We start from the raw sequence: 25,600 nt of genomic DNA on the forward strand, positions 1-25,600 counted from the left end.
CCATGAAAATTGTCATCGCGCTGGATTCGTTCAAAGGCAGCTGTAGCGCGCAGGCGGCCTGCGCCGCGGTCGCCAGCGGGCTACGCCGCGTCGGCGCGCCGCTGACGCTGGTGGAAATGCCGGTGTCGGACGGCGGCGAAGGATTGCTGACGACGCTGGCGGAAAGCCCGCAGCTCGGCGCCGCGACCTGGCAGCGGCACCTTTGCCGCGATCCCTACGGCCAGCCCGTCGAGGCGGCGCTGCTGCTGCTGCCCGGCGGCCAGGCGATTATCGAGATGGCGCAAAGCTGCGGGCTGGAGCTCACCCCTGCGGCGCGGCGGGACGCGCGCCGCGCCAGCAGCTACGGGCTCGGCCAACAGGTGAAAGCGGCGCTGGACGCCGGCTGCCGGCGGCTGATTATCGGGCTGGGGGGCAGCGCCACCAACGATGGCGGCATCGGCTTCGCCCAGGCGCTCGGCGCGCGCTTCTGGTGCGAAGACGGCTCTCTGCTGCCGGCCGCCGCCGCGGGACAGGATCTGGCGCGCATTCAGCGCATCGACCTGCGCGAACTGGACCCGCGCCTGCGCCATGCCGAGGTGCAGGCCTCCTGCGACGTCAGCAACCCGCTGCTGGGCGAACAGGGCGCCACCTGGATTTACGGCGCGCAAAAAGGGGCGGACAGCGCGGCGCTCTGCGAGCTGGAAGCGGGGATGACCCACTATAACCGGCAGCTGACGCAGACGCTGGGCTACGACGTCGGCGCCTTAAACGGCGCCGGAGCGGCGGGCGGAATGGGCGCCGCGCTGATGGCCTACGCCGGCGCCACGCTGCGCCCCGGGATCGAGCTGGTACTGGAGCTGCTGAACGCCGATAGTCACCTCAGCGACGCTGCGCTGGCCATCGTCGGCGAAGGCTGGCTCGATCGCCAGAGCGCGTTCGGCAAAGCGCCGGTGGGGGTGGCGAACGCCGCCGCGCGCCGCCGCGTACCGGTGATCGCCCTGTGCGGCGGACGGGATGACTCCAGCCAGCAGCTTTACCAACATCATATTGACGCCATGTGGTCGATCTGCCCGCGGCCGATGCCGCTGGCGGAATCAATGAGCGCCTGCGAAAAGCTGCTCGCCGACGCGGCGGAAAATGTGCTGCGAACCTTTTTATGCGGGCAACGGCGGAATGAACACGAGCGGATAACAGCATGATTATTACAACAGCGCTGGCTAATGAGATTGTCACCCGGGCAATGGCGATCATCCATCACAACGTCAACGTGATCGATCATCACGGACAGATTATTGCCTCCGGAGAACGCCATCGTATTGGCGAACAGCACGAGATCGCCCGCGAGGTGATCCGCACCGGAAAGCGCATTTGCATCCATAACACCGCGGAAGCGGCGCGCTTTCAGAACGTCCATCCCGGCATTAATCATCCGATTATTTTTGCCGATCGGGTGGTCATGGTGGTGGGGATCAGCGGCGATCCGTCGGCGATCAGCCGCTATGCCGAGCTGGCGGTGCTTACCGCCGAACTGCTGGTGCGCCAGGCGATGGAGATGCGCGAAACCAACTGGCGGCAGCGTCTGCGCGACACCCTGTTCTGCCAATATCTTGAGCAGGGCGAGAGCCACCCGGGCCAGGAGGCCCTGTGCCGCCTGGCGGAGCTGGGCTTCACCTTCGACACGCCGCTGGTGCCGGTGGTGGTCACCATCCAGGTGGAACAGCGCCATCTGAGCGAGATCCTAAGCACGCTGCTGCGCGAATTCTCGCAGCTGGCCGGGGTCAGGGAGGTGATCCTGCTGGGCAGTAATGAAATCCTGATCCTCGATGCGCTGAACGAGCCCCAGGAGACGTTGCTCAAGGGGATTGCGTTTATCCTCAGCACCCAGATCAGCCATTATCACATCGGCGTTGGCGTACAGGCGGACAGCGCGCCCGACATTCGCGAGGCGATTCGCTTCGCCCGTTCGGTGATAGAAGTGGGCAGCAAAGTTCAGCCGCAGCGGCAGATTTACTATTTCCGCGAAATGGCGATGCTGTGCCTGTTTCGGGTGCTGGAAGACAGCTATATGGTCAACTTCTTTAACAACAACGTGCGGCAGCTGCTGGAGCATGATTCCGGCGAAGCGCTGCTGGATACGCTGGCCTGTTTTATCGCCAATAACGCCGAACCGGGCAAGACCTCGCTGCAGCTGGGGATCCACCGCAATACCCTCACCTACCGGCTACAGCAGATTAAAAAGCATATCCAGCTGGATCCGATGGTGTTTACCGACCTGGTGCAGCTCTCGGTGTCGGTTCATTGCTACCGGCGGCAGAACCCGCGGCAGAGCGAGTGGATTGATACGCTGAGTCTGAGGCGACAGCGGGAGAGACAGGGCGCAAAGGAAAATGCACGCATCGCCCCCTAATCCTGCACCGCGTCGGGGATAGCGCCCCATCGTGGTGCGGTGCGGCAAAAGCGAAAAATCTAACCTAATGATCTCTCAGCACTTTAAAAATGGCATGAATTTTTCATGTCGAATATATACAAGCCGGGGCAACCCTTAAGCCTTGTCCCCATTAAATATCGACAGGTAATGAAGCCTGATTGTCCTGCTAAGGACGATCGGGCTTTTTTTATTGTGGAGAGCGCGCACACGTGAAAACCATTGATATCGGCATTCTGCTGTCCACGGAGGGGACCTACAGCCACATGGCGAACAGCGCGCTGGCCGGTACGCTTCACGCGCTGGCGGAAATCAACGCCGATCCCACTTATCCGTTTCAGATTCAGGCCCGACATATTAATCCTGCCGGCGATCTGGCGGCCTACGGCGAGGCCGTGTGTTCCTTTATCGACCAGGGCATCCGCCATATTTTCGGCACCATCACCTCCGCCAGCCGGAAGGAGATCATTCCGGACCTGGAACAGCATAACCTTTTGCTGTGGTACGGCTCGCCTTACGAAGGGTTCGAAAGCTGCGAACAGGTGGTCTATCTCGGCGGGTGCCCGAATCAGACCCTGCTGCCGCTGCTGCGGCTGGCGCTGGAGACGTTCGGCACTCGCGCCTGGCTGGCCGGCTCTAACTACGTCTGGGGCTGGGAGAGCAACCGTATCGCACGCGAGGTTGTGGAAGCCTCCGGCGGCGCGGTAGTCGGAGAAAAATATCTGCATCTGAGAAACCGCGGCGTAGCCGAGCTGGTGGAGGCGATTCTCAGCGCAGAGGTCGATTTTGTCCTTAACAATCTGGTGGGCGAAAGCGCTTACGCTTTTCTCCGCGCGCTGGACGAAGCCTGCATTCAAGAACGGCGGACGTTAGCCGTGCTCAGCTGTAACTTTACCGAAGCCGAAGTGGCTGAAGTCGCGCCGCTGCGGGCAGTGCGTCTGCTCTCCTGCGGCCCGTTTTTTGAAAGCGTCGATCCCGACTTTTGTGCCCGGCAGCGCCTGCAGCACGGCGCACGGCGCATCTCCCACTATTACATCGGCGCCTGGAGGGCGGTAAGGCTGTTCGCCGACAGCCTGCGTCAGGCCGGAGACAGCCGGCCGGACGCGGTGCTGGCGGCGCTACATCGCCAGTATGATGCCCGTTCGCCGGGCGCGCTCGCGGTGCTGGCGCAAAATAACCACGCCTGCCTGCCCTGCTATATCGCAGAGCTGCAACAAACCCACTTTCAGATTTTACATCGCGAATCGCAGCCGGTGATGCCTGACCCCTATCTTTCTGCCACCGACCTGCGCCAGGGCCGGACGGTTTCCGCCAGACCAGACCTGAGGATTGTGAAATGAAAACGCTACTGTCCCCGGATTTTGATGCTCAGCCGCTCCTGCTGGTGGACTGCGAAGCGAGGAGCCGCGAAGCGCTGGAAAAGAACCTGACGCGGATGGGCATTCGCTGGCATCACCTGACGACGGATGACGCGCCGCCGCCGCTCGCCCCCTGCGCGGTACTGGTGGAGCTGGAAGCGTTCGCCAGCCCGCTAACCCTGCAGCAGGTCAATCTGGCGGGGATACCGGTAATCGCACTGACCTCCCACGAAGGGCTTTCCCAGGTACAGCGCGCGCTGGATCTCGGCGCCACCGCGATCCTCACCAAACCCATTACCCAGCGGGCTATCTACACCACGCTAATGATGGCGGTGGGATTGCGTCAGCAGCTCCATGACGCCCAGCAGCAGCAGGCGCTGCTGCGCCAGCGTCTGGCGGCAGTGCCGCAGATTACCCGGGCGCTGGCGGCGCTGATGCTGGCGGAAAACATCGACGAACAGCAGGCCTGGGTTCGTCTGCGCACGGAATCGATGCGTAGCAACCAGCCGGTGGCGCAGGTGGCGCAGCAGTGGTTGCTGCGGATAACGCCAGGCGAGCGGGGAACGCGATGAACCAGGTCAGATATCTTCTGCGGCGCCCCGCGCTGCTGCTCTCGCTGCTGTTTATTCTGCTGGTGGTGCTGGCCGCGCTGTTCGCCCCCTGGCTCGCCCCTTTCGATCCCGATGAACAGTTTGTCGAAGGGTTGAGTCTGGAGGGGGCGCCGCTCTCACCCAACGCCACGTACTGGCTGGGAACCGATCTTCTGGGGCGCGATCTGTTTTCGCGGCTGATTTACGGCGCGCGTACCTCGCTGCTGATCGGCGTCGTCGCGAACGGCATTGCGGTGCTGACCGGCGTACTGGTGGGTCTAAGCGCCGGCTATTTGCAGGGGCGTATCGGAGGACTACTGATGCGCTTTACCGACCTGATGATGGCGTTTCCGGCGCTGCTGCTGGCAATTGCGCTGGCGGCTATTTTCCAGCCCAGCGTGTGGATCGTGGCGATGGTGATCGCCATGGTGAACTGGGTGCAGATCGCGCGGGTTATCTACGCCGAAACCAGCGCCCTGAGCGCCCGCGACTTTATCGCCGTGGAACGCACCCTCGGCGCCGGCACCTTACGCATTCTCGGCGTGCATTTAATTCCACATCTGGTGCCGACGGTGCTGGTCTGGGCCACGCTGGGCATCTCCACTACGGTGCTGCTGGAGGCCACCCTCTCGTTTCTCGGGGTAGGGGTACAGCCGCCGACTGCGAGCTGGGGCAACATCATCTTTGAAAGCCAGACCTGGTTCACCTCGGCCCCGTGGCTGGTGTTCTTTCCCGGCGCGGCGATCGTGCTGCTGTCGCTCTCTTTCAACATTGCTGGCGACGCCCTGCGCGATGCCCTCGATCCCGGCTTAAAAAGGAGAAGCTGATGCTGTTTCTGGGAAAACGTCTGCTGCACGCGCTGCTGATCCTGCTCGGCGTCACGCTGATCTGCTACCTGCTGCTGTTTATGCTGCCCGCCGATCCGGCACGCCAGATAGCCGGGCGCAGCGCCACGCCGGAAGTGGTTGAAAGCATTCGCCATCAGTTGGGGCTAGACCTACCGTTTTATCAGCAGTATTTCCGCTACCTGACGGGACTGCTGCATGGCGATCTTGGGCGCTCTTTCATTCAGCGTAGCGAAGTAAGCGAACTGATTTCCGCCCGCATCGGGCCGTCGCTGCAGCTAATGGCGGCGGGGATTGTCTGCGAACTGGTGCTGGGTATCGCCCTCGGCGCCCTGGCGGCGCTAAAACGCGGCGGGCTGGCTGACCGACTGCTGATGGCGCTCTCCTTTGTCGGCGTTTCGGCGCCGCAGTTCATCGCCGCGATGCTGTTTCTCTATCTCTTCGCCGTGGTGCTCAACTGGTTCCCGATGGGAGGCTACGGCGGTTTCAGCCATCTGGCGCTACCGGCGCTCACCCTTGGTCTGCTCGGCAGCGGCTGGTATTCGCGAATGTTGCGCTCGTCAATGATTGAGGTACTGCAGCAGGACTTTATCCGCACCGCGCGGGCCAAAGGGCTGGGCAGGACACGCGTACTGCTGCGCCACGTACTGCCGAATGCCGTACTGCCGCTGATCCCGATGATTGGCATTGATATCGGTATTTTTATGGGCGGACTGGTGGTGGTTGAGTCGGTCTTCGGCTGGCCGGGCATCGGCCAACTGGCCTGGCAGGCGATTCAACAGGTGGATATTCCGGTGATTGTCGGGGTAACCACCGTCTCAGCGGTTGCCATTGTGGGCGGCAACCTTATTGCGGATCTGGTACTGCCGTGGGTCGATCCGCGCATTGATGTCAAAAAGTAGCAGGGGAAAATAATGAAAAAAGCATTACTGACGATGGCGATCGCCGCGGCCTGTTTCTCTTATGGCGCGCAGGCTGACCAGAAGACCGGCGGCGATATCGTGGTGACCTACCAGAACGACGTGGCGACGCTCGACCCGGCCATTGGCTATGACTGGCAAAACTGGTCGATGATCAAAAGCTTGTTTGACGGCCTGATGGATTACCGTCCCGGCACCACCGAACTGGTGAACGATCTGGCGGAAAGCTACGCCATTTCCGACGACGGCAAGGTCTATACCTTCGTGCTGCGCAAGGGGGTGAAATTCCACAATGGCCGGGAAGTGACGGCGGCGGACGTGAAATATTCACTGGAGCGCACGGTTAACCCGAAAACCCAGAGTCCGGGCGCCGGGTTCTTCAGCCCCATCGCGGGCTATGACGAAGAGGCCAACGGTAAAACCACGACCCTGAGCGGTATCGAAGTGGTGAACGATCGTACTGTGAAGATTACCCTGAAAGAGCCTAACGCCACCTTCCTGCACGTGCTGGCACTGAACTTCGCGTCCGTGGTTCCCCGCGAGGAAGTCGAAAAATGGGGCGCCGACTTCGGCAAACACCCGGTCGGCAGCGGCGCGTTTGAACTCCAGGAGTGGAAACTGGGTCAGGAGCTGATCTTCCGCAAGAACCCAAACTACTTTAAACCCGACGTGCCGCGGCTGGATCGCATTAAGTTTGAAATGGGGCAGGATCCCTCGGTCGCGCTGCTGCGCCTGGAAAAAGGCGAAGTGGATATTGCCGGCGACGGCGTGCCGCCCGCGCAGTTCCTGGCATTTAAAAACAACCCGGCTTATAAGGGCCTGATGGTCACCGGCGACCAGCTGCAGACCGGCTACGTGACGATGAAAACCACGCTGCCGCCCTTCGATAACCTTAAAGTCCGCCAGGCCGTAAACATGGCGGTAAACAAAGATCGCATCGTGCGCATCATCAATGGACGCGCGGCGCCGGCCAACCAGCCACTGCCGCCCGCCATGCCTGGCTATGACAAGGCTTATCAGGGGTTCAGTTACGATCCGGCGAAAGCGAAGCAACTGCTCAGCGAAGCAGGCTTCCCCAACGGTTTCTCCACCGAGCTTTATGTGATGAACACCGACCCGCAGCCGCGTATCGCCCAGTCCATCCAGCAGGATCTGGCGAAAGTGGGCATTCGCGTCAGCATCAAATCTCTGGCGCAGGCCAGCGTGATTGCGGCAGGCGGCTCCGCCAGCCAGGCGCCGATGGTGTGGTCCGGCGGTATGGCGTGGATTGCCGACTTCCCGGATCCATCCAACTTCTACGGGCCGATTCTGGGCTGCGCCGGCGCGGCAGAGGGCGGCTGGAACTGGGCGCGCTACTGCAATAAAACGCTGGATGCGCAGGCGGCGGCCGCGGACAGCATGGTGAAACCCGACCAGCAGGACGCGCGCATTGCAGCCTGGCGCAAAATCTTCACCTCCGCGATGGACGACGCGCCCTGGGTACCGGTGTTTAACGAGAAGCGCTACACCGTGCATTCCGCGCGCATGGGCGGCGAAGACGCGCTCTATGTGGACCCGGTACATGTGCCGGTTAACTACGACTATATCGGGCTGAAATAATTTGCTGGCGCCGTGCCGCCATTACCGGGACGGCGCCGCTGTTTAAAGGGGAGTTAAGATGTGCCAAAACTGTCTGGTAAAAACCATTCACCATGCGCAGCACCATTTCGGCTGGGACAATAGCCTCCGCCCGGCGGCGCACGTAGCCTCCGGCAGCCAGTTGGAGTTTCACTGTCTGGATGCGTCTAACGGCTGGTTCAATCCCGTCTCCACCGCAGCGGATATCTCTACGCTGCCGTTCGATAAGCTCAACCCGGTGAGCGGCCCGATCTATGTGGAAGGCGCCCGGCCGGGCGACGCGCTGAAGGTGACGCTGGAATCATTTCGTCCCGGCGGCTTTGGCTGGACCGCCATTATTCCCGGCTTCGGCCTGCTGGCCGATCAGTTTCCCGATCCAGCGCTGACGCTCTGGCAGTATGACAGCCAAAGCTTAACCCCCTGCGCTTTTGGCCGCTATGGCCGCGTGCCGCTGAAGCCCTTCGCCGGAACCATCGGCGTCGCGCCTGCCGCCACAGGCCACCATTCGGTGGTGCCGCCGCGCCGCGTGGGCGGTAATCTGGATATTCGCGATCTGGCCGCCGGCTGCACGCTATGGCTACCGGTGGAAGTGGAAGGCGCGCTGTTTTCTATTGGCGACACCCACGCCGCGCAGGGCGACGGCGAAGTCTGCGGCACGGCGATTGAAAGCGCCATGGACGTAGTAGTGACGCTGGAAGTGGTTAAAGATATGCCACTGAAAACCCCGCGTTTCGCCACGCCCGGCCCGGTCACCGACCATCTTGATCGGCACGGCTACAACGCTTTTACCGGCATTGGCCCGGATCTGATGACCGCCGCGCGGGACGCGGTGAGCTATACCATCGATGCGCAGTGCCGCGAACAAGGGATGTCGGCGGAGGAGGCCTATATGCTCTGCTCCGTATGCGGCGATCTGCGCATTAGCGAAATCGTCGACCAGCCTAACTGGGTGGTGTCATTCTATTTTCCTAACAGCGTGTTTAATTAGGAGCGCTATGTCAGCAGCTATATTTACGGCGCCGCTGCTCTCTGTGGAGCGCCTGTCGATCCAGTTTGGCGCGCAGCGGGTGGTGGATGACGTCAGCTTCGCGCTCTGGCCAGGCAAAACCCTGTGCATCGCCGGCGAGTCAGGCAGCGGTAAGTCGCTAACCTCGCTGGCGATCATGGGGCTGCTTCCTGAAGAGGCGCAGATTCCGGGCGGCGCGATTATTTTCGCTAATCAGGATCTGCTCAGCCTGCCTGAGAGGCAAATGCAGCTGCTGCGCGGCAAGTCGATGGCCATGATTTTTCAGGAGCCGATGACCTCGCTCAACCCGCTGATGACGGTGGGCCAACAGTTGGAAGAGACGCTGCAACGCCACGAAGCGCTGGGCCGCCGTGAACGACGTATCCGGGTCAGCACGATGCTGGATGCGGTCAAACTCAGCCACGTCGAAAAGCGTCTGCAGCAGTATCCGCACGAGCTTTCCGGCGGCATGCGTCAGCGGGTAATGATCGCGATGGCGATGCTGTGCCAGCCGCAGGTGCTGATCGCCGATGAACCGACCACCGCGCTGGATGTCACAATCCAGGCTCAGATCCTCGATTTGATGCGTGAACTCCAGCAGGAATTTTCCACCAGCCTGCTGCTGATCACGCACGATATGGGCGTGGTGGCGGAAATGGCCGATGACGTGTTAGTAATGAATCACGGCAACATTATCGAGCAGGCTCCGGTAGAAACGCTGTTTACCGCGCCGCAGCAGCCCTATACCCGCCAGCTGTTACAGGCGGTGCCGGTGCTGGGCCAGGCGCCCGCGCTGGCGCCGGTTGCACAGACCCAGCCACTGCTCAGCGTCCGCGACCTCTGCGTGCGCTTTCCGGTGCGCGGCGACGGCCTGCGCGTACGTCGGGAAGTCCATGCCGTAGAAGGCGTGAGCTTCGATCTTTTCCCCGGCGAAACGCTGGGCATCGTCGGCGAAAGCGGCTGCGGGAAATCCACGACGGCGAAGGCGTTGATGAATATGGTGCCGTTTAGCGGCAGCGCGCGGCTTAACGGGCAGGAGCTGCACGGCCTGCAGGGCGAGGCATTAAGATCCGTGCGGCGTGATTTGCAGATGGTGTTTCAGGACCCCTGGGCGGCGCTCAATCCGCGCAAAACCATTTTCGAACTGGTAGGCGAGCCGCTGCTGATCCACGAACAGCTGCCCGTCCTCCGGCGTCGCGAACGGGTGGCACAGCTGTTGCAGCAGGTCGGCCTGCCCGCTGAGGCGATGCAACGCTATCCGCACCAGTTCTCCGGCGGCCAGCGCCAGCGCATCTGCATTGCCCGCGCCCTGGCGCTGAACCCGAAAGTAATAATCGCCGATGAATCGGTTTCGGCGCTGGATGTGTCGGTACAGGCGCAGGTGCTGGCGTTACTGGAGGATCTACGCCTGCGCCACCAGCTCAGCTACCTGTTTATTTCCCATGATATGGCTGTGGTGGAGCGCATCTGTCATCGGGTAGCGGTGATGTTTGGCGGCCAGATCGTGGAGATCGGCCCGCGCGATCGGGTGCTGCGCCATCCGCAGCACCCTTATACCCGACATCTGCTTAGCGCCGTTCCTATGCCGAAGGTCGCGCACAAACGGGAACCCCGTATCGCCAGCGCGATGCCGGAGCGCCCTGACCCCATAAAACCCCTCGGCTGGCAGAGTGCGCAGCAGCGCTTTACCGATTTTGGCGACGGGCACCTCGCGGCTTGCTGAGCGGATCGTACGTGAGGCCGGCGGGCGCTGAGCGCCCGGCACGGCCTGATGTCAGTAGCAAAGCTTCCCCCTCCACGGCGATGCAACGTTGCACCAACTGTCGCCGCGTTCGGCGGTCAAGCCAGGTGTGACCAACGGTTGCGAGGCAGCCGGAACGCGTCTCACCTCATCGCAGCCTGCTGGATTCGTAACATAATGTCCTGGGTATCCGTCACCTCGGCAAATTCATAGGCCATAGCGCTCAGAGAGATACGCTGGACATCAGTTGCGCTCACCTCGCCAAACCCCATATCAGGATAGGGCATCGCCGCATTGGCATCGCTTAAAGCAATCATCTTATATTCGCGATGTACGCCATCACGAATGGTGGTTTCACAACAGACGTTGGTCACCGTGCCACAGACAATCAGGGTGTCGATATCCTTCATGCGTAAAATCGCATCCAGGTCGGTGTTGTGAAAACCGCTGTAAAACAGCTTATCCACCACGATGTCGCCGGGCCAGGGAGAGAGCGCATCGATGATGTCAACCGAGGGATTCTCGCGCCCCAGCAGCGCATTGACGTTAGGGTAGAGATCGCTCATCCGCCCGGTATCACTGCCATCGCCCCGCACCACGTGCCGCAGATAGATCACCGGCATGTTGCATTTCCTCACCAGGCTACTGAGCGCCTGAATGTTTCCGATAATATTCGCCGTATCCGGGACATATAACCCTTCGCCCGCCACACAAAATACCTTTTGCATATCCACGACGATCAGCGCGGTGCGGGCCGGATTAATCTCCCATGTCACTTTTTTCATCATAAAAGTGTCTCCTCCTCAAACGCCGGCTTGCGTAAACCGCGTACGAATACATTGATAATAAGATTGAGGGAAATCAGCAGGATGATGCCAACAATCATCGGCTGTGCCACAATCCCCTTCAGCGAGGCGGGCAGTAAATCCAGTACCGCCGGCGGTAGATACATACTGCCCATTGAGAGGATGAAAGCGGGCGCGGCGACCGCCAGGTTGAGTTCATCCCAGTGAATACGCGCCATTATCTGCACCCCGCTCAGGGCGATAATGCCAAACAAAATGGATGACGCGGCGGAAAGGACAGGTTCAGGCAACGATGCCAGCAGTAGCCCTACTGGCGGTAGCAGGCCAATAAGTAACGACAAAACCCCGGCGGTCAGAGTGACAAAGCGGCTGGCTACGCCAGAAACCCGAATAATGCCAACATTCTCCGGGTACGACGTCGTACCCAGCCCGCCTGCCGCCGCGCCAACGGCACAGCCGATAAACTCAGTAAATAATCCACGATTAATACGCTGCGTCGTCAGCGTTTGTCCGCCCCAATCGGCCAGCAGAGAATACATGCCCATCGCTTCCGCGGATGCTTGCAAAAAGGCCAGCATCATCAGCAAAACCACCGGTAGCGACACGCCGAATCCAAAGGCGAAGAAGCGGGGTAATGAGATAAATGGCGTGCTGGCGAGCTCAGGCAGATGCCACGCCGTCATGAGCTTAAATGCGATCGCGCCGACGCCGATCCCCCACAGCAGTGCGCCGCGTTTTATCAGGTCATAGCGGCCAAACACCATGCAGCCAATAATGGTGAGGACCGTCACCAGCGCGGCGATAAAACTACTACCCAACGTCCCGCCGCTGGCGGTGCTAAACCAGCCAGCCGGACCAATGCTGGCAAGCTGCGCGCCGATAATAACCAGGAGGCAGCCAAAAACGACAGGCGGTGAGATATAGCGAATCATCAGGCCAGTAATCCCCAGCCGTTTTAACGGGATGGAGAGCGCCGCGAAAATTAATGCCGCCACAAACATCGACCCGAAGGTGGTACCCAGCCCAACGCTATGCGCCGACCCCAGGACTGCGACCATAAAAGCTGCCGTCGGCCCCTGAACAACCGGAAGGCGCAGGAATCGGCTCGATTGCAAAATGGTGACAATGCCGGTAGTGAAAAAACAGGCCTGCACGATGGTGCCGGTCTGCTGGCTGGTAAGATTGAGAGAGGCGCCAATGATCACCGGAAAGACCCAGATCCCGGTCAACGCCAGAAGATGCTGGAGCGCAAACATCAACGTACGGGTGGGCGACACCTTGTCTTCGATTCCTACCGATAGTACTACCGATGTGTTGGGCATGTTGATACCTGTAAAAGAGGGAGTGTATTGAGTACGGTACATAATCACAGGCAATAACCGTGCCGCTTATCTGACGGTCAGCGACATGATATGCAATGCCTTGTTTTGCATTCAGCCCGCCGGGACTATGGAGAACGGCGCGCCAAAAAAACGATTCTGAGCAGGCAGTCCCTGCTCAGTCCCCGTCGTTAAACGCCGATTTGATAGCTATGCAGCCAGGAGAAGTGCTGTTGCAGGCTGTTGAGTACCGCATTACGCTCGGCGCGTTGCTGGCCATCCGGAAGGTGAAGGCAATCATTCAGCCGCCGCGAGGATTTTTGGATTTTTTCACCGCGCCCCTTGCGTTCCTGTTCATAGCGTTTGAGCCCGTCAGCAAGGGACGTCGCGGCATCATCATTGAGAATATGCGCCAGCGCCACCGCATCCTCAAAAGAGGAGATCGCCCCCTGTCCGTGATGCGGCATCATGCCGTGAGCGGCATCACCAATCAGCACCGCGCGCCCTCGGTACCAGGAAGACATCGGGCTGACCTGGAACATTCCCCAGCGTTCTGCCAGATTAACGTGTTCCAGCAGTTGGCCGACGGCAGGGTGCCAGCCGGAAAAATGGGCGCGGACTTCCTCCGCATCCGCCGGAACACGCCATGACTCTTCCTGCCACTTTTCCGGCCCATCCATAAACACCACGATGGTCTGATAAGCGAAATCTTTACCCACGGGAAAATTCAGCACGTGCATACCGTTGCCCATCCAGTCGGTAAAGGAGTGTGGTTCCGGCAACAGATCCAGATCGACAGTTTTCGCCAGGCCCCGAAACGCGCTATTGCCGGTGAACAGCGGCGACGCATCGGGGCTAACATACTGCCGCACGACCGACTTTATACCGTCGGCCCCCACCACTAAATCGGCACTGTCCATCGACCCATCCGCCCAATGTAGGGTGATTTCATCCTCCGCGTCTTCCAGGCGCACCAGCTGCTTATTCAGACGAATAGTCTGTTTACCGATCACATCGAGTAATGCTGACTGAAGATGAGTGCGGAACGCCCCGTAATAGGGGTAGCCATACTCATTCCGGTACCAGTTTTCCCTCGCCAACGCTTGAGCGCCGGCTACGCTACCGTCTTCATTTCTGAAAAACGCCATCTCCGTTTCACAGGATTTTTCCGCCATCTGCGCAGCAATGCCCATCTCTTCAAACAGGCGCGTGCCATTAGCCCATAAAGAGATTCCCGCCCCCAGCTCAGCCAGTTCACTGGCCTGTTCGTACACGGTCACCTCGTGTTGACTGTTTCGCATTACCGAAGCGAAAGCCAGACCACCCATGCCCGCACCTACGACTGCAATTCTCGCCATTTCGCTTCTCCTTATTCCTGGCCAGGATAGGTCAGATAACTCATCCCGGTGATCCACTCAGGCACTGATTCATAAGCGACATAATCGGGGCGGGCTCCGTTCATTGCGCCCATTAACGCCACCCAGTTGAGCGCTTCATGGCCCCCGTGACCGCCACGCTCTTCCACTTCGTCGTAGGTCAGCGCGCGCATATAGTCGACATCGCCAGCTTCGAAACGCTCCAGCATTTCACGGTCCCACTCTTCGTTGACCAGCGGGTGGCTATTACCTAGCGGCCACTCCATTTTGCTCATCATTTCAATTTCATACTGCGCGAAATCGGTATAAAGCGTCGGATCATTAATCAGCGCCTCTTTGCCAATGGTCTGGTAGACCTTCATGCGCTGCAGCAGCTCATCGCTTTCCGGGGCCCCTTCCGTCCAGACCGGAGGCCAGTGCGACAGTCCCCCGGTGGCGAGAAAGTGCACGCGATACTCATCCGGTAAGGTGTCGATGATTTCACGCACTTTTGTACCGAGATCGTAGGCACGTGAATAGGGCATCAGCGGTGGAGAGAAGACGTTGATATATACAGGTACGACCGGGATATTAAATTCCGGATTAATAAATACCAGCGGCATCATCAGGTTGTTACCATATTCTATCGCGCCCATCCGTGTCGCTTCAAAACCGCCATGAATAAGCTTCTCCAGCAACCGTTGCGCAATATCCGCATTGCTGGCGATGCTGTGCTGCTTATCAAATTTCAGCGCCTCCATCATATATTCCGCGGGGCCAATATTCGCATCGCTAATAGGGATACCGAGTGTCGGCATTAAATTACGGAAATTATTCTCAAAGTGATCGTCCAAAAAGGCGATGATCAAATTGGGCTTAGTTTCATCGATACACTGTTTTAACCTGGCATGAATTTCCGCCAACCGTTGACGCTGTTCGGGGGAAGGCGCATCGGCCCAGCCTAATGCCCCCGGAACGTGAGACATACTGATTGCACTGACTATCTTAGCCATAAGAACCTCATTCTTTTGTATCAAATTATGGTATTGGTTAATTGCCCAATCTCATCCATAGAAACCGTTACGCTATCACCAGGAGCGAGGTAACGAGGCGGAGTAAATCCGAGCCCCACGCCTGCTGGAGTACCGGTGGCAATAACATCTCCCGGTAGCAGGGTAATATTCTGACCAATGGTTTTAATTAATCGTGGGATATCAAAAATCAGATCTGAAACAGGTGCCTGCTGGCGCAGTTCGCCATTCACATGACAGGAGATGGTTTGATTCGAGGGGGCGCCAAACTCATCGGCGGTGACCAGAACCGGTCCCATCGGGCAGAAACCATCAATGCCTTTACCCAACAACCACTGACTGTGTTGTTTCTGCAAATGGCGAGAGGTGACGTCGTTCACCAGGGTATAACCGAAGACGAAAGTCATAGGATCCTCATCCTGGGTAACCCGTCCCCTTTTCCCCAACACCACCGCCAGCTCGGCTTCATAGTCAATGGTGTGGTACGGATCCAGCGTGCTGTCGATGGCGTCGCCGGGGCCGCAGATGGAGGTGCAGGGCTTACTAAAAATGATAGGATGAGCCGGTACGTTACCCGCCGCCGCGCTGGAGTCATAGCCGCTGTTAGCGAACTCCTCCGCATGCGCATAATAGTTTTTGCCGACGCAGAAAATATTGCGCCGCGTCATCGGGATCGGCGCCAACAGGCGTACAGCGTCAATTGCCACCTCATTTTCACCAGCATCTTCACAGCATAATCTTAAACGGCTCTCGACCTCGGCAAAACGCTCGATAAGCACATTCATATCATTCGTTTTTACAATATCGCTGACGTCAATAATGTTACCAGCATGATTAATGACACCAATTCTCGTGTTGTTTGAGTAGACATAAGTGACCAGCTTCATAATTAACCTTTCCTGCAGAACTGACATTAATCGCGTGAACGGGCAACGGCTTCCACTTCAATCAGGAACTCCTCTTTCACCAGGCGGTCAACCACCAGCAGGGTATTAGGAGCATAATCAGAGGTAGCAAATAAGCTGGGGAAAAGTTTTGCCCGATTTTTCATGAAACTATCTATGTGCTGTGACGCCACCAGATAGGTATTGAATTTAACGACATCATTAAAATCGCAATTAACGGCAGTGAGCACGTCAGCGAGATTTTTAAATACCTGGTCGAATTGCGCATCAAAGTCACCTTTACCAACCACGCTGCCGTCATAGCCGACCGAGATCTGCCCGGAGATATAATAGAGATCGCCGGCACGAACTTTTGTCAAATTAGAGTAAAGCCCCTGGGCCGGGCTGGTATTTTCAGGATTGATATACTTAACGTTTGCAGACACAACAACACTCCTTATAGCAGGATAAATAATGGCAAGCATGCCATATGTATTGCGAATAGATATTGGCGATAAAAATTAATACGATTCCCGACGACGAAAGCGGTCAAGAACCACCGCCAGAATAATAACCACGCCAACGGCAAGCGTCTGGTAATATGCCGACACGCCGACCATGTTCATTACGTTGGATAACAGGGTCAGAACCACCACGCCGGTAATTACCTGGCGTAGATTTCCGGCTCCGCCGGTCAGAGCGACACCGCCTAGTACCACGGCCGCCAGCGATTGCAGGGTCAAATTCGCCGCCGCAATCGGCTGTGCGGAACTGGTCCAGGCGGTGAGGATAATGGCGCCGATACCGGCGCAAAATCCGCTGACCATATAAACCAGCACCGTATTCAGGCGAACATTAATACCAGATTTCGACGCGGCAGAGACGTTAGAGCCCATGGCGTAAACGTAACGGCCAAACAGGGTATATTTCAGCAGCACGCCAATAGCCACGGTGAGCGCGACGGCGATCCACACCATCACCGGCACTCCCAGCAGCGTGCCGTAGCCGACCGCGTCAATATAAGCAGCGGGAACATCGTAGATAGGCACTCCGCCGGAAAGGATCAGCGCAAACGCCTGAGCAACCGAGAGCATACCCAGCGTGATAACCAGCGGCGAAGTATTAAAAAAGGAGATCAGCATGCCGGACACCGCGCCGGTGAGAGCGCCCACCAGCAGCATCACCAGCAGCCCGGCGGGAATACCAGCATGGTTCATCACCATCACCCCAGCCACCCCCGCCAGCGACATAGCAGAAGAGAGGGAAAGATCGAGCCCTCCCCGAATGACCGCCACCGCCTGCCCCAGAGAAAGGATTAATAGCGGCGCGAGCTGGCAGGCCAGGTTAATGCCGTTACTCACCGATAAAAACCGGGGCTGAATAATCCCCGTCACAATTGCAACGACAACCACCAACAACGGCAGCATCCAGTCAGACAGCGAGAACTGGCGTCTGATCGCTGGCTTCTGCGAGGCTACCAGGCTGACATCTCTGCTTGTATTCATCACATCCACTCCTGCTTCAGGCTAACACTTGATTGACTGGGGTCGTCATCGGATGTTTCTTGCCCCACCACATCGGCAATAATTGATGCTTTATCGTGCTCATCCGGCATGCGATACGTGTTCACCACGCTGCCGTGAAACAGAGTCCAGACCGTGTCGCACAGGGACATGGTTTCGCCTAAATCACTGGAGAGCAGGATTACCGAAACGCCGCTGGCCGCCAATGTCCGAATACGTTGATGGATTTCATATTTGGCATCGATATCCACGCCTGCGGTCGGTTCCTCCAGCACCAGCACTTTCTTTGCGCTCGCCATCGCCCGCGCCAGCAATACCTTTTGCTGATTACCGCCGCTCAGGCTGGTCAGTAAATCGTGCTTGTCCGCAAACTTAACGCCACAATCCTTAAGCATCTTATCGGCGCAGGCATCAGCCTGTCGGGTGCGGATAAACCCCGCCAGACTGAAGCGCTTCAACTGCGTCATCATCAGATTTTCAGCAATCGACAGCGTGGGATAAACGCCGTTACTGGCTCGACCCGCGGGTAGCCACGCCACGCCATTTTTCAGCGCATCCACCACGTTTTTCGGCCGCCATTCATAGCCATCCAGCCGAAAGCGGGACGAGACATCTGGCGGCGTGGGGAGAAATCCCACCAGATTTTGCAGCAACAGATCGCCACCGCAGCCAACGACGCCATAGATGCCCAGGATTTCGCCCTTACCTACGCTGAACACCCGATGGCCACCCCCGCTAACCGGTAGCTTTTCAAAGTCGAGTAATGGCGGAAAGTCCTGCTCTCTTTTATTCTCCACGCGGTGACTTCCCGGCGCTTTGCCAGTCAACCGCGAGACGATGAAATCTGCCGTTATCCCTGGAGTCACCGGAAAAGCGTCCACTACCTGACCGTTGCGCATAATGGTGACGCGGTCGCTGACGGCGAGGACATCATCGATATGGTGCGTCACCAGCACCGACGCGATGCCAGCTTCACGCAGCCGGCGCAATACGCTGAAGAACATCTCTTTTTCGACGGCGCCGAGCATCGCGGTGGGTTCATCGAAAATAATCACCCGCGGCTGCGACATCAGGGATTTGCCGATTTCAATCAGTTGCTGAATCGCCACCGGAGAATCCCCAACCGCACTTTCCATATCAATGTCATCCAGGCCCAGCTGACTCAGGACGTCCAGTACCCGACTCTCCTCCCGGGAACGACGGGTGAGCGCGAGCAGGGTTTTACCTCTCTCCGCCCCCAACCACAGATTGGCGCGTACGGACAGGCTCGGTGCCAGAGACAGCTCTTGATAAACCATAACAATGCCGGCGTGCCGTGCTTCACGGGAGCTGCTGAAAGCCACCCGCTGTTCGTCGTACCAGATACTGCCCTCATCAGCCGGATAGAGTCCGCTGACAATTTTCCCGATGGTTGACTTTCCAGCGCCGTTTTCCCCTAGCACGCAGTGGATTTCTCCGGCGGAAAACTGAACGGAAACATTGTTCAACGCCTGGGTTGCGCCAAATCGCTTGGACACCCCACTGATACGCAGCAGAGGAGAAGCCGGCTGAATAGCGGTCTCTACATTGTGCATCCCCACATTCCTCAGACGGTGCTACTGCATCGCGGGGACTTTCCAGTCCGCCGGCGCAATCTCATAAGTTTCAAAGGGATGTGTCGATATATTGCTTTTATCAAGCACTTTATTCGGCACGTTATAGTGGGCGTAGCTCAAGCCGTCGGCGCCGGCCGGAGCCAGATTGGGCAGAGGTTTATTTTCCATCGCGCGAATGGCGTACTGGACGATCAGACGCCCCATAATGATGCCCGGCTCGGAAACCACCGCCAGCATTTTACCGTCCTCGATCATCGGCACCGCCCGTTTCACCATCGCGGAGCTGACTACGGAAGCATCGCGATGCTGCTGGCGTATCGCCTGCACGGCCCCCATCCCCAGGGTAATCTGTGGGGTATAAATGAAATTAATATCCGGGTTACGCAGCATCAGGTCAGATGCTTTGGCCAGCCCTTCCTGCAAATCAATACCGCCGCCGAATGCGGAATCAATGACTGAAACAGGTGTAGCGCATTTCTGCGCTTCGGCTTTAAAGCCCTCATAGCGCAGACGTACCCACTCTGCGCCCGCAGGCCCTGGGATCATCGCCACTTTTTTCGGTTCTGCGGCCGCCTTACAGACAGCATCAGCCATCAGCTTTCCGATATAGGTGTCATCCTGAAGCACACCAAAATCGATGTTCTTGCTGTCAACCGGGATGCCGACCGAGGCGACTTTCATACCCGTTTCTTTAAGGGATTTGATAATTGGATCGAAACCGTTATAGGCAGCGGGGGCTAATACGGCGACATCGGCGCCGATACTTTTGAAAGCTTCAAGTTGAGCAAACTGCTCGCGGACGTTGCCATATGCGCCGGCAACAGAAACCTGCACGACATTAACCCCGGTGCGTTTAGCCTCATCGGTAATCCCGTAAATAATACCTTTATAAAAGTCATCATTCAGATGGACTACCGTCACCGCCAGTTTAAATGGTTTTGCTGCGGTCATCGCGGGAATAAGCCCCACCAATCGATCTTCCTCTGCCTGCGCTGGCGAGGCCATGAATAGCGAAAATGCCATCGATGTCATAAAACAGGTTAAACGTAAAGATGCAGGTGTTTTTTTATATTGAGACAACCAGTTCATTATTGTTTCCTCGTTTCACAAAAAACAGGGACAGATGCATCCCCCCAGATTTAACGGCGTTTCCGAAATAAAATAAGACATATTTTCAGGCGTCGAATTAACCCGTAACGATGTAACCCATAATCGCCAGCGCTAATAAGTGAAAAAGTTAACTAAACAATTGATTTACCGCAGTCAAAAAGGAACGACTTCGTTCAAATGCCACCGAATGCGCACATCCATGAAGAATATAAAGATCAGCGCACTTTATTTTTTTCGCCAATATCACAGAGGTTTCTGGCGGAAAAGGGATATCTTCCCGACCATGCAGCATTATCACCGGACAGCCGATCGCTGATAATGTTTGTTCACTTAAGGTGGTTTGTTCAACATATTGCTGAGGATTGCCGGAAAACATATTATTAAAATAATCGGCATAGCCCTGGGCAAAAACAACCGGTTCGCGCGCGGCAATATAATCATCATCAATAATAGAGCTGTCATGAATTAATGTGCTTAGCGCGGCCACTAATTCGACGCGGTTGACCGGGCAGCGCCATATGCGTCTGGTCGCAGCGGATACGCTAAAAGGAGCGCCGATCGCACCGGTGGTAAGTACGGCGGAAATTCGTTTATCGGATGATGCCAATTGCAGAGCAATGGCCGCCGAAAGAGAATGACCAATGACGCCGATTTGAGGCGCATCGATCAAATCGAGCATCGCTTTAGCCTGGCGAACCCACATGGCGAAATCAAAATAGGGTGGCGCAGGCTTGCGGTCGCTGATGCCAAACCCAATGAGATCCATCGCATAAATGCGGTAATGCTGACTCAGCTCATCCAACACGCGACTCCAGTTTCCGAGACTGGATGCGCCTGGACCGGAGCCGTGAATCATCATGAGCGGCTCTCCCTCCCCGCCGGTGTAATAACCCACCTCCATACCTTCAAACTCAAAAGATGATCTCTTCAGTGGATGGGACATATCGGCTCCTGCATCAGATTGGGTGTCATGCTGATAATACCCGCAAAAAACCTTTTTCAAAGACAAAAATGGATTTTTTGTTAATTATAAGTTTTTAGTATTAATATCTTCTTAACATATTTTGTGCTATGATTAACATCATTATGGACTTTTTAAAATTAACTTATTGAAAATAAAGCAGAGGTTGCAATGAAAACGCTCAAGGAGGGAAGATCGCTGAATCAGACGATCTATGCGCGTATCAGGGAGTTGATCTTGACCGGGCAGCTGATGCCAGGAAACAAACTGAAGATTTCTGAATTGGCGCATCGCTTTGATGTCAGCCTCAACGTTATCAGGGAAGCATTGAATCGTCTCGCCGGCGAGCTGCTGGTAGACGTAGCTCCCCAGCAGGGCTTTAGCGTTCGCGGATTGGATGCCGACGATCTTCGGGATCTCACAGAGCAGCGAATTATCTTTGAAAGTATTGCCCTGCGAAAATCAATCGCCACCCGAGATGTCGAGTGGCAGGCCCGACTGGTGGCGGCGAACCATCGTCTGGTGCATACGCCACAAACTCTGGCAGAAGAGCCGGGGAAGCTAAATCCAGGGTGGCATTCCCGTCATGAGGATTTTAATTTTATCATGATGGAAAACTGCGGGAGTGAGTGGTTGTTTCTGATGATAAAACAGTCTGGCTGAGGCTTTTTCCATTTATCAGCGTGTTCTGCTACCCGTCACCGCCGAAGAGGGAGAGCGTAACACCGACCACAATGAGCTCCTGGCGGCGATCCTCGAGAATGATGCCGATCGCGCGATTGCCATACTGACAGAACATCTTAATCAAACCCGGGATGTCATGTTGCATGCGCTGGATGCGGTTTCCTCCGGGCAAAAGACAACCTTTATTCCCTGACTGACAGGAGCCGCAGGCATGGATAAGCAGGCAAGCCGCCTATTGCGCCCGGCCGTCGTTCACCAGATCACCGATATCCACCCGCGCATGACGCGGGTAGTACTCTCTGGCGAGACGGTTGCTCATTTTGCCGATGCTCTACCCGGCGCCTGGGTTAAAGTCTTTTTTACCCCGCCAGGCGAGGCGGAGGGCCCGGGCCGGGCTTACACAATCAGCCATCTGAATAAGCAAGCGCAGACGCTCAGCCTTGACATTGTTCGACATAGCGACGGCGCCGCCATGCGCTGGATAAAAAGCGCCCGTCCCGGCGACATTATTCGCCTTGCCGGCCCGCGAGAAGGGCTGGCCGCCCGCGGGATAACATCTTTGTTGCTGTTCGGCGACGAGACGGCTATTCCGGCAATATGTGCGATTCTGCCAACGCTGGAAGAGCATGTCTCCGCGCACGTCATTCTGACGCCTGGCGACCACTTCGATTATCCCCTGCCGCCGGTAAGCTGCCCCCTTAAAGTGACCCGATTATCTTCCCGAACCGTTGACATCTGCCAGCACGTGATTAACGTCATCGAGCATCTTGGTCCGGAAAAAGTCTGGGGCGCCGGCGAACACAGCGACATCACCCGGATTCGCCAGACGCTGTTCAAATCAGGACGTAGCCGGAAAGACACGGACATCACCGCCTACTGGAAACAGGGAGAGGCCGATCATCGGGACTCCTGAACGCCCCGGGCTAGTCAAGATATCGCCGCAGTTGGTCAATAAACGTGCGCACACGGCCCGGTAGATGCCTGCGGCTGGGATATATGACATGGACGGCGAGCTCTGCCGCGCTTATTTCCGGCAAAACTTCAACCAGCTGGCCTTCGTTCAGTTCCCGTGCCACGACAAAGGGAGGCAGAAGCCCGATCCCCATACCTTCGATCGCCGCGACCCGAATGGCATCGCCACTATCAAATCGGGCGTAAATCCTGCCGTTGACGCTGACCGCCCGACCTTCGTTGTCGGTGAAGTTCCACGCGGTGGTGGTGGTGCCAAGCCCGTAGATGAGGCGTTGGTGTTTTTCCAGCCCGGAGGTGCTGAGAGGAACGCCCTGCTTTTCAAGATAGCCCGGCGCAGCATAAAGACGCGGCCTGGCGCGCGCTATCACCTGCGTCACATATTCAGTGCTGGTCACCCCTTCTCCCACCCTGATAGCCAGATCAAACCCCTCTTCCACAAGATCGACAATCCGGTCCGTAAAATTGACCTCAACGCTCAGTTCGGGCGATGCGGCCAGCAACGAGCCCAGAAACGGAATCACTATCGCTTTGCCATATCCTTCGGAAACCGTTAGCCGAAGCGTGCCGCGGGGAAGCGGATGGTCATGCCGGATACTGGCTTCGGCTTCCTGCACATCTTCGATTATCTGTAAGCAGCGGGAATAAAATTCATGGCCTTCCGTTGTGAGGGAAAGCCTTCTTGTTGTGCGATGAAACAACCGGGTCCCCAGGTAGTCTTCAAGACGAGACAGCGCTTTTCCCGCCGCAGAACGCGTCAATCCCACTGATGCCCCTCCCGCGACGAAACTGCCAGCCTCAGCTACGGCGACAAATATCCGGATCGCCCGGAGATCGAGTTCGGATGTTAACGGATTTCGTTTCGGGACTTTTGCCGCTCTCATAGGGGAAACATATTCGCTAATTAAAGTCGTAACATCATTATTGTCGAATAATAAACCAAGAGGTAAGAGAATGATCCCGGAACAGGCACAAAACGCACTTGATGGCTGGATCACCGCCGCCGCCCCCGTAGTGAAGAAACTGTATGGCGAGACGGAAACCGAATGGCCAGAGGTTCGCCGGCAATATATGCATGGCATGCTTAATCTCTTTCCGGCCATCCGCGGCGTTTCCTACAATACAACAATGTTGGGATCCACCTCCGCTCTCTGCGCGACGCCAGATGATGTTGAAACAGAGCGTACAGTCCTTTATATCCATGGCGGCGGTTACGTTCACGGAGGCGTAGAAGCCTACCGCGGCCTTACGGGACGTCTCGCCAACCAACTGAAGGCAAAAGTCTACACCCCGGCCTACCGCCAGGCGCCTGACTTCCCGTTCCCGGTGCCAATAAACGATGTTTTTTCTGCCTATCGCGCCCTCCTGGCCTGCGGTAGCGATCCGCGAAAACTCGTTCTGGTCGGTGATTCTGCTGGCGGGGCAATGGTGGTAACCATGATGCGTAAGGCCCGTGACGCAGGTATTGCGCTGCCGGTGGCGGGAGTCGCCATCTCCCCATGGGCAAACCTCACGCACAGCGGTTTTTCCGCAACGGTGCGCGATGGAATAGATCCGCTCTGCCGCGTGGCGTTTCTCAATATCCTCGCGCGCACCTTCCTCGCGGGTGCGCTGCCTACGCATCCCGATGCGTCTCCCGTTTTTGCCGATGTTCACGATCTGGCGCCGATCCTGATTCAGATCGGTGAAAATGAAGTCATGCTCAGCGACGCGATCCGTCTCGCGTCCAATCTGGGTGAAGCGCGGGTACGCACGTCGCTTGAGGTCTGGCCGGGAATGTTTCATGTCTGGCATCTGTTGGCCGGGACGTTACCCGAAGCCGACCAGGCTCTGCGTAACGCGGTTCGTTTCCTCGACGACGCGCTGAGGATCTCTGAAGCTAGCGGGAAGTAACCGGCACAGGTACGGGCGGCGAACGCTCGCCCGTAGGCTAACAAACGTACTCACGCAAAGCCGTAGTGCCCCGCTGGCGCTGTGCAAAGGCGAGGCACATTTTTAAGGCCCTTCTATTTTACCGTTCAAATTCCCACACGAAGCCCTCTTCTGTGCCGGTAACGCGCCCCACAGAACTTGCTGAAAAGTGGCTTGTGAATACCGTCGCCTGACGTTCGGCGGCAAAGTTTAAGAACCACTTCCGGGACTGATTCGCCTGCAAACTATCCTTGCAAAATACGGAACTCAGGGCGTGATGAGACACCTGCAGCGGGGTATGCATCAGGTCGCCACAAAAAATCGCCGTTCCCTCTGTCGTTTCAACGGCAATGCTCATATGCCCGACGCTATGCCCCGGAGTAGGGTAAAACAGGATCCCCGGGAGAAATTCCGTCGGGGAATCCGCTACCGTCACCAGACGGCCGCTCTCAACAATTGGCAAAATGCTGTCATCAAATACCATTTTGCGCGCAGCAGCTGCCGGAGATGAGACAAAATTGAGCTCAGATTGAGAACAAACCCATGTCGCGTTGGTAAACGTAGGCCGCCATTTTTCCCCATCCCAGAGGGTGTTCCAGCCGACATGATCGGTGTGTAAATGGGTATGCAATACATAATCGATATCATCGGGTTGAATACCCGTCTGCTTTAAATTTTCCATCCATGGCGAAGAGAGCTGATGAAACAAGGGGCTAAATGGCCGATTCTTGCCATTGCCGGTCGCCGTATCAATCAGTATCCGGCCCTGCGGCGAGTCGATTAACCAGCTATGCACGCTCATTTCGATCGGCGTTTGCGCGTTCATCCCTGCAGGAAAACGAACGCCTGCGGCATCCGGCAATAATTTAGCCAGCGGCATGCTAAAAAGCTGTTCAGTAATTCGGGTAATAACCACATTGCCGAGACGATAAGAAGCGGAGGTAGACATCGGTGGCATCCTTTTGATAAAC

25 protein-coding genes are annotated in these 25,600 nt (G+C 57.1%); 12 read left to right on the forward strand and 13 right to left on the reverse strand.

The window, feature by feature from the left end; translation table 11 throughout:
• Positions 1-2 precede the first annotated feature (2 nt).
• The 9 genes from ABOC21_RS21855 (at position 3) to ABOC21_RS21895 (ending at position 10,463) form a co-directional block, all read left to right on the forward strand.
• Complete coding sequence (locus tag ABOC21_RS21855; protein WP_426813254.1) at positions 3-1,178, forward strand: glycerate kinase; 1,176 nt, start codon at positions 3-5, stop codon at positions 1,176-1,178.
• Positions 1,175-2,386, forward strand: coding sequence for a CdaR family transcriptional regulator (locus ABOC21_RS21860; RefSeq protein ID WP_426813255.1), 1,212 nt, complete (start codon positions 1,175-1,177; stop codon positions 2,384-2,386). Before ABOC21_RS21855 ends, ABOC21_RS21860 begins: the two co-directional genes overlap by 4 nt.
• 230 nt (positions 2,387-2,616) lie before the next feature.
• The gene (locus tag ABOC21_RS21865; protein WP_426813256.1) at positions 2,617-3,744 is read left to right on the forward strand and encodes a transporter substrate-binding protein; all 1,128 of its coding nucleotides are present in this window, start codon (positions 2,617-2,619) and stop codon (positions 3,742-3,744) included.
• Complete coding sequence (locus tag ABOC21_RS21870) at positions 3,741-4,334, forward strand: ANTAR domain-containing response regulator (RefSeq protein ID WP_426813257.1); 594 nt, start codon at positions 3,741-3,743, stop codon at positions 4,332-4,334. The genes ABOC21_RS21865 and ABOC21_RS21870 overlap by 4 nt, the downstream gene beginning before the upstream one ends.
• On the forward strand, positions 4,331-5,179 hold the full coding sequence (locus tag ABOC21_RS21875; RefSeq protein WP_426813258.1) for an ABC transporter permease: 849 nt from the start codon (positions 4,331-4,333) through the stop codon (positions 5,177-5,179). The genes ABOC21_RS21870 and ABOC21_RS21875 overlap by 4 nt, the downstream gene beginning before the upstream one ends.
• Complete coding sequence (locus ABOC21_RS21880) at positions 5,179-6,099, forward strand: ABC transporter permease (protein ID WP_426813259.1); 921 nt, start codon at positions 5,179-5,181, stop codon at positions 6,097-6,099. Before ABOC21_RS21875 ends, ABOC21_RS21880 begins: the two co-directional genes overlap by 1 nt.
• A 12-nt stretch (positions 6,100-6,111) precedes the next feature.
• Positions 6,112-7,716 carry an ABC transporter substrate-binding protein gene (locus tag ABOC21_RS21885; protein WP_426813260.1) on the forward strand — a complete coding sequence of 535 codons (1,605 nt, stop codon included), beginning with the start codon at positions 6,112-6,114 and terminating at the stop codon, positions 7,714-7,716.
• Positions 7,717-7,774: 58 nt separating this feature from the next.
• On the forward strand, positions 7,775-8,722 hold the full coding sequence (locus ABOC21_RS21890) for an acetamidase/formamidase family protein (protein WP_426813261.1): 948 nt from the start codon (positions 7,775-7,777) through the stop codon (positions 8,720-8,722).
• 7 nt (positions 8,723-8,729) lie between these two features.
• A complete protein-coding gene (locus ABOC21_RS21895; RefSeq protein WP_426813262.1) occupies positions 8,730-10,463 on the forward strand; it encodes an ABC transporter ATP-binding protein in 1,734 nt (577 codons plus the stop codon).
• 161 nt (positions 10,464-10,624) lie between these two features.
• Here ABOC21_RS21895 and ABOC21_RS21900 read toward each other — a convergent pair whose 3' ends face one another.
• The 10 genes from ABOC21_RS21900 to ABOC21_RS21945 all read right to left on the reverse strand — a co-directional run bounded on the left by ABOC21_RS21900 (position 10,625) and on the right by ABOC21_RS21945 (position 21,047).
• On the reverse strand, positions 10,625-11,269 hold the full coding sequence (locus tag ABOC21_RS21900) for a cysteine hydrolase family protein (RefSeq protein ID WP_426813263.1): 645 nt from the start codon (positions 11,267-11,269) through the stop codon (positions 10,625-10,627).
• Positions 11,266-12,609: a uracil-xanthine permease family protein gene (locus ABOC21_RS21905; RefSeq protein ID WP_426813264.1), complete on the reverse strand. Its 1,344-nt coding sequence runs from the start codon at positions 12,607-12,609 to the stop codon at positions 11,266-11,268. The genes ABOC21_RS21900 and ABOC21_RS21905 overlap by 4 nt, the downstream gene beginning before the upstream one ends.
• Positions 12,610-12,797: 188 nt before the next feature.
• Positions 12,798-13,964, reverse strand: coding sequence for an FAD-dependent oxidoreductase (locus ABOC21_RS21910; protein ID WP_426813265.1), 1,167 nt, complete (start codon positions 13,962-13,964; stop codon positions 12,798-12,800).
• Positions 13,965-13,975: 11 nt separating this feature from the next.
• Complete coding sequence (locus ABOC21_RS21915) at positions 13,976-14,974, reverse strand: extradiol dioxygenase (RefSeq protein WP_426813266.1); 999 nt, start codon at positions 14,972-14,974, stop codon at positions 13,976-13,978.
• Positions 14,975-14,994: 20 nt separating this feature from the next.
• Positions 14,995-15,879, reverse strand: a complete 885-nt coding sequence (locus ABOC21_RS21920) for a fumarylacetoacetate hydrolase family protein (protein ID WP_426813267.1) — start codon at positions 15,877-15,879, stop codon at positions 14,995-14,997.
• A gap of 26 nt (positions 15,880-15,905) precedes the next feature.
• Entirely contained in the window at positions 15,906-16,322 is a 417-nt protein-coding gene (locus tag ABOC21_RS21925) for a RidA family protein (RefSeq protein WP_426813268.1), read from the reverse strand.
• 75 nt (positions 16,323-16,397) lie between these two features.
• Positions 16,398-17,381, reverse strand: a complete 984-nt coding sequence (locus ABOC21_RS21930) for an ABC transporter permease (RefSeq protein ID WP_426813269.1) — start codon at positions 17,379-17,381, stop codon at positions 16,398-16,400.
• Positions 17,381-18,973, reverse strand: coding sequence for a sugar ABC transporter ATP-binding protein (locus ABOC21_RS21935; RefSeq protein ID WP_426813270.1), 1,593 nt, complete (start codon positions 18,971-18,973; stop codon positions 17,381-17,383). Before ABOC21_RS21935 ends, ABOC21_RS21930 begins: the two co-directional genes overlap by 1 nt.
• A 21-nt stretch (positions 18,974-18,994) precedes the next feature.
• Complete coding sequence (locus ABOC21_RS21940) at positions 18,995-20,083, reverse strand: substrate-binding domain-containing protein (protein WP_426813271.1); 1,089 nt, start codon at positions 20,081-20,083, stop codon at positions 18,995-18,997.
• A 148-nt stretch (positions 20,084-20,231) separates the two neighbouring features.
• Complete coding sequence (locus ABOC21_RS21945; protein ID WP_426813272.1) at positions 20,232-21,047, reverse strand: alpha/beta fold hydrolase; 816 nt, start codon at positions 21,045-21,047, stop codon at positions 20,232-20,234.
• 189 nt (positions 21,048-21,236) lie between these two features.
• Between ABOC21_RS21945 and ABOC21_RS21950 the strand changes: the two genes are divergently transcribed.
• Positions 21,237-21,728 (forward strand): GntR family transcriptional regulator, encoded by a 492-nt coding sequence (locus tag ABOC21_RS21950; RefSeq protein ID WP_426813273.1) that lies wholly within the window; start codon positions 21,237-21,239, stop codon positions 21,726-21,728.
• 28 nt (positions 21,729-21,756) lie between these two features.
• Here the strand turns inward: ABOC21_RS21950 and ABOC21_RS21955 are convergent, their stop codons facing one another.
• Positions 21,757-21,894 (reverse strand): hypothetical protein, encoded by a 138-nt coding sequence (locus ABOC21_RS21955; protein ID WP_426813274.1) that lies wholly within the window; start codon positions 21,892-21,894, stop codon positions 21,757-21,759.
• A 66-nt stretch (positions 21,895-21,960) separates the two neighbouring features.
• On the opposite strand from ABOC21_RS21955, the gene ABOC21_RS21960 reads away from it, so the two are divergent.
• Positions 21,961-22,662, forward strand: coding sequence for a siderophore-interacting protein (locus tag ABOC21_RS21960; RefSeq protein WP_426813275.1), 702 nt, complete (start codon positions 21,961-21,963; stop codon positions 22,660-22,662).
• A 10-nt stretch (positions 22,663-22,672) separates the two neighbouring features.
• Here ABOC21_RS21960 and ABOC21_RS21965 read toward each other — a convergent pair whose 3' ends face one another.
• Positions 22,673-23,602: a LysR family transcriptional regulator gene (locus ABOC21_RS21965; protein WP_426815557.1), complete on the reverse strand. Its 930-nt coding sequence runs from the start codon at positions 23,600-23,602 to the stop codon at positions 22,673-22,675.
• A 70-nt stretch (positions 23,603-23,672) separates the two neighbouring features.
• On the opposite strand from ABOC21_RS21965, the gene ABOC21_RS21970 reads away from it, so the two are divergent.
• Positions 23,673-24,611: an alpha/beta hydrolase fold domain-containing protein gene (locus ABOC21_RS21970; RefSeq protein ID WP_426813276.1), complete on the forward strand. Its 939-nt coding sequence runs from the start codon at positions 23,673-23,675 to the stop codon at positions 24,609-24,611.
• A gap of 118 nt (positions 24,612-24,729) precedes the next feature.
• Here ABOC21_RS21970 and ABOC21_RS21975 read toward each other — a convergent pair whose 3' ends face one another.
• A complete protein-coding gene (locus ABOC21_RS21975) occupies positions 24,730-25,578 on the reverse strand; it encodes an MBL fold metallo-hydrolase (protein WP_426813277.1) in 849 nt (282 codons plus the stop codon).
• Between the last annotated feature and the right edge of the window lie 22 nt (positions 25,579-25,600).

This window comes from Klebsiella sp. WOUb02 (genome assembly GCF_050058015.1).
Lineage (GTDB): Bacteria > Pseudomonadota > Gammaproteobacteria > Enterobacterales > Enterobacteriaceae > Klebsiella.

Excerpts from the sequence above, each read along its gene's own strand:
- ABOC21_RS21855 (WP_426813254.1), top strand. The coding sequence starts at position 3 with ATGAAAATTGTCATCGCGCTGGATTCGTTCAAAGGCAGCTGTAGCGCG.
- ABOC21_RS21860 (WP_426813255.1), top strand. The coding sequence starts at position 1,175 with ATGATTATTACAACAGCGCTGGCTAATGAGATTGTCACCCGGGCAATG.
- ABOC21_RS21870 (WP_426813257.1), top strand. The coding sequence starts at position 3,741 with ATGAAAACGCTACTGTCCCCGGATTTTGATGCTCAGCCGCTCCTGCTG.
- ABOC21_RS21875 (WP_426813258.1), top strand. The coding sequence starts at position 4,331 with ATGAACCAGGTCAGATATCTTCTGCGGCGCCCCGCGCTGCTGCTCTCG.
- ABOC21_RS21880 (WP_426813259.1), top strand. The coding sequence starts at position 5,179 with ATGCTGTTTCTGGGAAAACGTCTGCTGCACGCGCTGCTGATCCTGCTC.
- ABOC21_RS21885 (WP_426813260.1), top strand. The coding sequence starts at position 6,112 with ATGAAAAAAGCATTACTGACGATGGCGATCGCCGCGGCCTGTTTCTCT.
- ABOC21_RS21890 (WP_426813261.1), top strand. The coding sequence starts at position 7,775 with ATGTGCCAAAACTGTCTGGTAAAAACCATTCACCATGCGCAGCACCAT.
- ABOC21_RS21895 (WP_426813262.1), top strand. The coding sequence starts at position 8,730 with ATGTCAGCAGCTATATTTACGGCGCCGCTGCTCTCTGTGGAGCGCCTG.
- ABOC21_RS21900 (WP_426813263.1), bottom strand. The coding sequence starts at position 11,269 with ATGATGAAAAAAGTGACATGGGAGATTAATCCGGCCCGCACCGCGCTG.
- ABOC21_RS21905 (WP_426813264.1), bottom strand. The coding sequence starts at position 12,609 with ATGCCCAACACATCGGTAGTACTATCGGTAGGAATCGAAGACAAGGTG.
- ABOC21_RS21910 (WP_426813265.1), bottom strand. The coding sequence starts at position 13,964 with ATGGCGAGAATTGCAGTCGTAGGTGCGGGCATGGGTGGTCTGGCTTTC.
- ABOC21_RS21915 (WP_426813266.1), bottom strand. The coding sequence starts at position 14,974 with ATGGCTAAGATAGTCAGTGCAATCAGTATGTCTCACGTTCCGGGGGCA.
- ABOC21_RS21920 (WP_426813267.1), bottom strand. The coding sequence starts at position 15,879 with ATGAAGCTGGTCACTTATGTCTACTCAAACAACACGAGAATTGGTGTC.
- ABOC21_RS21930 (WP_426813269.1), bottom strand. The coding sequence starts at position 17,381 with ATGAATACAAGCAGAGATGTCAGCCTGGTAGCCTCGCAGAAGCCAGCG.
- ABOC21_RS21935 (WP_426813270.1), bottom strand. The coding sequence starts at position 18,973 with ATGCACAATGTAGAGACCGCTATTCAGCCGGCTTCTCCTCTGCTGCGT.
- ABOC21_RS21940 (WP_426813271.1), bottom strand. The coding sequence starts at position 20,083 with ATGAACTGGTTGTCTCAATATAAAAAAACACCTGCATCTTTACGTTTA.
- ABOC21_RS21945 (WP_426813272.1), bottom strand. The coding sequence starts at position 21,047 with ATGTCCCATCCACTGAAGAGATCATCTTTTGAGTTTGAAGGTATGGAG.
- ABOC21_RS21950 (WP_426813273.1), top strand. The coding sequence starts at position 21,237 with ATGAAAACGCTCAAGGAGGGAAGATCGCTGAATCAGACGATCTATGCG.
- ABOC21_RS21955 (WP_426813274.1), bottom strand. The coding sequence starts at position 21,894 with ATGCAACATGACATCCCGGGTTTGATTAAGATGTTCTGTCAGTATGGC.
- ABOC21_RS21960 (WP_426813275.1), top strand. The coding sequence starts at position 21,961 with ATGGATAAGCAGGCAAGCCGCCTATTGCGCCCGGCCGTCGTTCACCAG.
- ABOC21_RS21965 (WP_426815557.1), bottom strand. The coding sequence starts at position 23,602 with ATGAGAGCGGCAAAAGTCCCGAAACGAAATCCGTTAACATCCGAACTC.
- ABOC21_RS21970 (WP_426813276.1), top strand. The coding sequence starts at position 23,673 with ATGATCCCGGAACAGGCACAAAACGCACTTGATGGCTGGATCACCGCC.
- ABOC21_RS21975 (WP_426813277.1), bottom strand. The coding sequence starts at position 25,578 with ATGTCTACCTCCGCTTCTTATCGTCTCGGCAATGTGGTTATTACCCGA.